Origin of the sequence: Mycobacterium sp. E136 (genome assembly GCF_001666865.1) — a bacterium.
Classification (GTDB): domain Bacteria; phylum Actinomycetota; class Actinomycetes; order Mycobacteriales; family Mycobacteriaceae; genus Mycobacterium.
In genome coordinates, this window is the sequence record NZ_LZJE01000096.1 from 21,052 (window position 1) to 28,051 (window position 7,000).

Consider the following 7,000-nt stretch of genomic DNA (forward strand, 5'->3'; position numbering starts at 1 on the left):
AACTAAGATCGCAGCGTCATCGCGGCTTTCAGCCGACCGCTATCCATACGTGTCCCGCGGCCCCCGGCCGGAGACGTGGTAACGGCCCTTGCGCCACGACGGGGCGACCGGTCCGACGATCTTCAGCGACTTCACGACACCGTCGCCCACCGCATCGGCGATCTTGGCCAACACCTGCGCCTGCACCATGCGCAACTGCGTGGCCCAGGCGGTGGACTCCGCCGAAATCGTCAGCACACCGTCGTTGAGTGAGGTCGGCGTTGCGTGCGCGGCGATACCTTCGCCGACGACGGCGACCCATCGGCCGAACACCGCGCCCTCGGCGACGCGGCCCGACCATCCGCGGCTACGGGCCAGATCGCCGGCCGCCGATCCCAGCGGTTGGGGATCGCGGGCGTCCGGGCCGGGGCCCGACCACCGGCGCCGTGTGTTGCCCGCGATCTTTCGGGGTGCGGTTCCGCGTCGGCCGCGGCCGATGTCCTTACCCTGGCTACGCGCCGCACCGCGCGCCTCTTCGAGCGTGCGCCGCACCAAATCCATCCCGCGCAGGTGCGCGAGGTGCTCCGGCGGGCCGGTCTGGTCATCCGACGATGTCACTGCTCCACCACCGAGATTCGTCCGGAGTCGTCGTCACGCATCGTGACCCCGATCCTGCGCGCGTCCCAGTCCGTCGGGACGTCCTCGGCCACCGCCGCCGTCACCAGCACCTGTTCGGCCGACGCCGCCACGGCGGCCAGCGCCTGCCTGCGCGCCTTGTCCAACTCCGCGAACACATCATCGAGTAGCAGCACCGGGTCGCTGCCCTCGGCGCGTAACAGTTCGTACGCTGCGAGCCGCAGCGACAGCGCCATCGACCACGATTCCCCGTGGCTGGCAAAGCCTTTCGCGATCTGGTCGCCGAGCCGCAGCTCGAGGTCGTCGCGATGCGGGCCCACCAGGCAGACGCCGCGTTCGAGTTCGGCATCGCGGCGCCGCGCCAGGGCGTCGAGCAGAGCCGCCTCGAACATCTCCGCGTCAGCGGTGCCCGCGGCCGCCTCGGCTTCCACTACATCCACCCCGCTGCGGTACCGGATCGCAGCGGGCCGCGACGACGGCGCCAGCAGCTGGTATGCCTTCTCCACTTCCGGCGCGAGCTGGTTGACCAGCTCGACGCGGGCGGCGATCAGCTTGGCGCCCTTCTCGGCGAGGTGCCCGTCCCAGACGTCGAGGGTGTCGAAAACGCTTCTGTCACCGCGGAATCGAGCCCCGGACGCCGTCTTCAACAGCGCGGTACGCTGACGCAGCACCTTGTCGTAATCGGCGCGGATCGCGGCCACCTGCGGGCGCCGCGTGGTGGCGAGCTCGTCGAGATAGCGGCGTCGCTCACCCGGGTCCCCGCGCACCAACGCGAGATCCTCCGGGGCGAACAGCACGGCCCGCAGCACGCCGAGGATCTCGCGCGCGGAGCGGACGGGGGAGCGGTTGATGCGCGCCTTGTTCGCGCGCCCGGCAGTGATCTCCAGGTCGACGGCGAGTTCGCGGCCCTCGTTGACGACGATCGTCGACACCACCGCGCGTTCAGCGCCGGTGCGGATCAGGGGTGCGTCGGACGCGACCCGGTGTGATCCGAGAGTGGATGAATACCACAGTGCCTCAACGATATTCGTCTTACCAAAGCCGTTCGGACCGACGAAAACCGTACGCCCCGGCTCGAGCGGTAGCTCGACGCGCGGCCACGATCGGAAGTCGGTCAACGCCAAGCGGCGGACATACACTGCGCAGCCGCCTACCCGGACTCGCTGATCCGCTTCACCGCGTGCCCGCCGAACTGGTTCCGCAACGCCGAAACCGCCTTCATCGACGGCGAGTCCTCCTGCCGCGAGGCGAACCGCGCGAATAGCGACGCCGCGATCACGGGCATCGGCACCCGATGGCTGATCGCCTCCTCGACGGTCCACCGGCCCTCGCCGGAATCCTCGGTGTACCCGCTGATTTCGCCGAACTCCGGATCTTCCTTGAGCGCCTTGGCGAGCAACTGCTGCAGCCATGACCGCACGACCGTGCCGTTGGTCCACGCCTGGATGACCGCCTGGGTGTCGGTGATGAGTTCTTCGGCCGCCAGCAGCTCGTAACCTTCGGCGTAGGCCATCATCAATCCGTATTCGATGCCGTTGTGCACCATCTTCGCGTAATGCCCGGCGCCGACCGGGCCGGCGTGCACGAATCCGTCCTCCCGCGGCCCCGGCGGCCGCAAGGTGTCGAAGATCGGCATCGCGCGTTCGACGTCGGCGTCGCTGCCACCGACCATCAGGCCGTAGCCTTCCTTCAGCCCCCACACCCCGCCGGAGACCCCGGCGTCGATGAACGCAATTCCTTTGTCCCCCAACAGTTTTGCGTGCGGCGCATCCTCGGTGTAGCGGGAGTTGCCGCCGTCGATGACCAGATCACCCTCGCTGAGCACGTCCGCGAGCGACGTGATCGTGTCGTGGGTGATATGCCCCGACGGGACCATGACCCACACCACCCGCGGCGCATCGAGGGCCTCGGCCAGGGCCGCCAGCGTCGGAACGTCGGTGACTTCGGGCCTGGGGTCGTAGCCGACCACATCGTGGCCCCCCTCGCGCAGACGTTGGCGCATGTTGAAGCCCATTTTGCCGAGACCGACCAGACCGAGTTGCATCTGCGCCCCTTCCGTGGCGTCGGGCCGGTCAGCCTGGGAGCCGCACCGGCATCAACAGGTAGACGTAGTCGGTCTGCTGGGCGGGGAACGGGCCCGCGGCACCGACGGTTGTGTCGTCGTCGCTGGCCGGGCGCAACACTGCGGGCCGGCTCGGAGTCGTGAAACCGAACGTCACCCGCTCCGAGTGCAGCGAGCTCAAACCGTCGGTCAGGTATGTGGGGTTGAACGCGATGGTCAGCGGGTCCCCGGCGAAACTGACCGGAAGATCTTCCTCCGCGCGGCCCACGTCGTCGGCGCCAGCGGAAAGATGCAGCGAGTCCTCCGAGAACTCCATGCGCACCTGCGCGCCGCGGTCGGCCACCAGCGCTACGCGCTTGATGGCCTCGGTGAGTTCACCGACACCGATGGTCGCCATGGCGGTGTGCTCGGTGGGCAGCAGCTGGCGGAATTTCGGGAACTCCGCATCCAGCAGCCGCGTGGTGCTTCGCTTGCCGCCGCTGCTGATCCCGAGCAGTCCCTCTTTGCCGACCGCCGACCCGGTACCCAGCGCCAGGTGCACATCGCCACCGTCGGCGCCGGCCTTGGCCGCTTCCGACAACGTCTTGGCCGGCACCAGCACGGCGGCCTCCAGATCGGCGCCCGCCGTCGACCATGTGAGTTCACGCACCGCCAGACGGAACCGGTCGGTCGCCGCCAAAACCACCTTCTCCCCGGCGATTTCGACCCGGATACCGGTCAACATCGGCAACGTGTCATCGCGACCGGCGGCGATCGCCACCTGGCCGATGGCCTCGGCGAACAACTCGGCGGAGACGACACCGGTCTCCTCGGGCAGCGCGGGCAGGGTCGGGTAGTCCTCGACGGCCATGGTCGGTAGCGAGAACCGCGAACTCCCACACGTCAGTGAGACCCGGGTACCGTCGACACTCACGTCGATCGGCTTGGCGGGCAGCGCCCTGGTGATGTCGGACAGCAGCCGGCCGGATACCAAAACGCTGCCGGGTGAAGCGATCTCGGCCGGTACCCGCACCTCGGCGGACACCTCGTAGTCGAATCCCGAGATCGTCAGGCCGTCCTCGGACCCGGTCAGCAAGACGCCGGCGAGCACCGGAACCGTCGGGCGAGTGGGCAGGTTGCGGGCCACCCATGCCACGGCTTCGGCGAAGTCCTCTCGTACCAGGCGGAACTTCAGATCGGTGACACCAACCGTTGTCGTCGCCACGTCCATAGGGTCCCTTCGGTCACAATCACGACAAGCCTCAAGCAGCGGTTTCTCGGTGTCTCACCACGCGTCTGACCGATGCGTCCCCGACGACCGTAACGGCTGTGATGAATCACCGTAGAGCTTTCCGCCCCAACTTGAAAGCTAATCGATCGGGGCGACATCGACGGCGTCCGGTGGGTCGAACGTCCGCCGGATCCGTGCTTCCCCAACCGCCTTCTTCGAAGAAGATTCTTGGGAGATATTCAAGCAACAGTATTAGGTCCTGTGGATGTTGGGGATGAATACATGTCGGCGCTGCTTACGGCCGTATCGGGTTGTGAGAGAGCTGTGGATGAACGCCGGCTGGTGAGGGACGAACTGTGGACTCGCTGCCGGTTGTGTAGTGATCGGCTGGTAGTTCATCGGTTGATCCCAAGTTCTCCACACCGGTGTGCACAACCCGGCGCTGTGACTGGTGTTGCCGGCGGTGCAGAAGATTTTTCGAAAAAATTTGTCGGCACACCCGCATGAGGGCGCGATCGAGCCCCACGAGAGGGTGACAGAGGCGATGTGAGTCAGCGCTTGGAGCGCTGACGGATCCGTGTCGTCAGTTCCTTCACGTGATCGAAGACCTCACGGCGCTCGGCCATTTCGCCGCGAATCTTCTTCTCCGCGTACATGACGGTGGTGTGGTCACGACCGAACGCCTGGCCGATCTTCGGCAGCGACAGGTCGGTGAGTTCGCGGCACAGATACATGGCGATCTGTCGCGACTGCGCCAGGGCGCGGGTCTTACCGGGTCCGCGTAACTCCTCGACCGTGGTCTCGAAGTACTCGGCGGTGGCCGCCATGATCGTCGCAGTGCTGATCTGCATGGTGCTGGCGTCGGAGATCAGATCCCGCAGCACGATCTCGGCCAGCGACTTGTCGATCGCGGTCTTGTTCAACGAGGCGAACGCCGTGACGCGGATGAGGGCGCCCTCGAGTTCGCGGATGTTGCGCTCGATGCTGCTGGCGATGAGTTCGAGGACGTCGTCGGGAACATCGAGACGGTCCATCTGCGCCTTCTTACGCAGAATGGCGATCCGGGTTTCCAGCTCCGGCGGCTGTACGTCGGTGATCAGTCCCCACTCGAAGCGGGTGCGCAGCCGGTCCTCGAGGGTGGCCAGCTGTTTGGGCGGCCGGTCCGACGAGATGACGATCTGCTTGTTCGCGTTGTGCAGGGTGTTGAAGGTATGGAAGAACTCTTCCTGGATACCTTCCTTGCCCTCGATGAACTGGATGTCGTCGACCAGCAACACGTCGATGTCGCGGTAGCTGCGTTTGAACGACGCCTTGCGGTCGTCGCGCAGCGAGTTGATGAAGTCGTTGGTGAATTCCTCGGTCGAGACGTACTTGACGCGCATGCCGGGAAAGAGTCGCTGCGCGTAGTTTCCCGCGGCGTGCAGAAGATGTGTCTTGCCCAGGCCGGACTCGCCCCAGATGAACAACGGGTTGTAAGCCCGCGCCGGTGCCTCGGCAATGGCCAGCGTCGCGGCGTGGGCAAACCTGTTGGAGGCGCCGATGACGAACGTGTCGAAGGTGTAGCGGCGGTTGAGGTTGACCGCCGTGGTGTCGTCGGCGAGCGTGTTCGGCGGCCGGCTGGTGAAGTAGGTCGGCCAACTCTCCTCGGCGCTGACGCGCGCCTCGAGATCCTCGTCGACTTCGTCGGGTTCGGCGATCGTCGACAACCCGTTGAGCGCAGTGTCGGTGTCATCGGGGTCCGGGTCGGCGATGCGCACGCCGAGTTCGACGCGCTGGCCGAGCTGTCGGCTCAAGGCCGTGATGATGGGCTCGCGCAGATGGCGTTCGATCTCGTTCTGGACGAACGGGGTGGGCACGGACAGCAGGGCAAAACCTTCGGTGATGACAAGGGGTTTGACCAGCTTCAACCACGCTCTTTGCTGTGGCGTGAGTATCGGTCCGGCGAAGTCGTCGCCTCCGGTGCCGGGGTTGCCGTTGAGCTCTGCGACCACCGTGTTCCACACGGCTACGAAGGGGGGATCGGGGTCAGCTGTCAACGACGACTACCCCCTTGCGGTCTGTCCAGGGACGACCAAAAGGAACGATGACGATCTGTCCACAAAGTTATCCACAGGCTGTGGAGACTGGACAGTCGTCGTCGTTCTGTTTTACACCGGCGGGGACGCCGCGGGCCGGGGCTCATCACAGATGCGAGACATCCTGTGGGCGCACGACTGGTCGGGCATCCTCGCTTCGTTGTCCGTCGCCGTTTCGTTATCGAATCGGCATTGGCAGAAGCTAACAGTTTTCTTCGCGGGTGCCAACCGTTCTGCAACATTGTGTGGACGGATATTTCGGGCCGTTGGTCGGCGGTGACAGGTGTTGCAAATGTGGCTGTCCCCACTGTCATTCGGCCAGGTTTGACCCAGCGAAATCTGCTCAGTACCCTCGAACAGTCGCCCGTACGAGGCGATACGGCTGCGACCCGGGCATCGACCGGGGACCGCGCCGGCTAGCAAGATGGACGAGCTTAACAACGGCAACTGCGTCCAAACCGATTCGTACGTCGTCGGTGGGGGATGCGGGTGCCAGACGCAACAAGGAGACAGCCGTGGCCAAGGGCAAGCGGACCTTCCAGCCGAACAACCGGCGCCGGGCGCGCGTGCATGGCTTCCGGCTGCGGATGCGCACCCGGGCAGGCCGGGCGATCGTCGCGAACCGGCGCAGCAAGGGTCGGCGCAAGCTGACCGCGTGACTCCCCGTGATCTCTAGCGGGAGTTGACGCTGTGCTTCCGGCGCGCCACCGAATGACGCGCTCGAGCGAGTTCGGAACCACTGTCAGTCGAGGGGTGCGCGCTGTGCAGCCCGACCTTGTCGTGCACGCGTTGCGCTCTGATGCGTCATCCGACCCCGGTCCGAGGATCGGACTGGTCGTCTCCAAAGCCGTCGGCACCGCCGTGCAGCGCCACCGGGTGGCGCGCCGGCTGCGCCATGTCGCACGCAATCTTCTCCACGAACTCGATCCCGCCGACCGCGTGGTGATCCGTGCTCTGCCCAGCAGCCGTCACGCCATCTCGGCACGACTCGAACAAGAATTGCGGACCGCGCTGCGCCGGGCCAAGCCCAAAGTCGAG

General features: G+C 66.0%; 6 protein-coding genes and 1 pseudogene. 2 read left to right on the plus strand and 5 right to left on the minus strand.

The genetic code is table 11. The features are described from left to right. Window positions 1-39: 39 nt before the first annotated feature. From A5698_RS07325 to dnaA, 5 genes and pseudogenes are all read right to left on the minus strand, one after another. Window positions 40-597: a DUF721 family protein gene (locus A5698_RS07325; RefSeq protein WP_068295031.1), complete on the minus strand. Its 558-nt coding sequence runs from the start codon at window positions 595-597 to the stop codon at window positions 40-42. After that, window positions 594-1,754: a DNA replication/repair protein RecF gene (gene recF / locus A5698_RS07330; RefSeq protein ID WP_068295033.1), complete on the minus strand. Its 1,161-nt coding sequence runs from the start codon at window positions 1,752-1,754 to the stop codon at window positions 594-596. The genes A5698_RS07325 and recF overlap by 4 nt, the downstream gene beginning before the upstream one ends. An 11-nt stretch (window positions 1,755-1,765) precedes the next feature. Further along, a pseudogene (gnd, locus tag A5698_RS07335) lies at window positions 1,766-2,674 on the minus strand (phosphogluconate dehydrogenase (NAD(+)-dependent, decarboxylating)); the annotation flags it as partial. A 13-nt stretch (window positions 2,675-2,687) separates the two neighbouring features. After that, complete coding sequence (gene dnaN, locus A5698_RS07340; RefSeq protein WP_068295040.1) at window positions 2,688-3,887, minus strand: DNA polymerase III subunit beta; 1,200 nt, start codon at window positions 3,885-3,887, stop codon at window positions 2,688-2,690. Between the two features lie 551 nt (window positions 3,888-4,438). Further along, entirely contained in the window at window positions 4,439-5,923 is a 1,485-nt protein-coding gene (dnaA, locus tag A5698_RS07345) for a chromosomal replication initiator protein DnaA (RefSeq protein ID WP_068295044.1), read from the minus strand. A gap of 554 nt (window positions 5,924-6,477) precedes the next feature. Between dnaA and rpmH the strand changes: the two genes are divergently transcribed. Together rpmH and rnpA are read left to right on the plus strand one after the other, a co-directional pair. Continuing rightward, a complete protein-coding gene (gene rpmH / locus A5698_RS07350; RefSeq protein WP_003890928.1) occupies window positions 6,478-6,621 on the plus strand; it encodes a 50S ribosomal protein L34 in 144 nt (47 codons plus the stop codon). 31 nt (window positions 6,622-6,652) lie between these two features. Beyond that, window positions 6,653-7,000 (plus strand): ribonuclease P protein component (gene rnpA / locus A5698_RS07355; protein WP_068295052.1); only part of this gene is annotated, 348 nt, incomplete at its 3' end.

Bases quoted from the DNA above. Each gene is read 5' to 3' on its own strand.
- dnaN (WP_068295040.1), bottom strand. From the start codon at position 3,887: ATGGACGTGGCGACGACAACGGTTGGTGTCACCGATCTGAAGTTCCGC.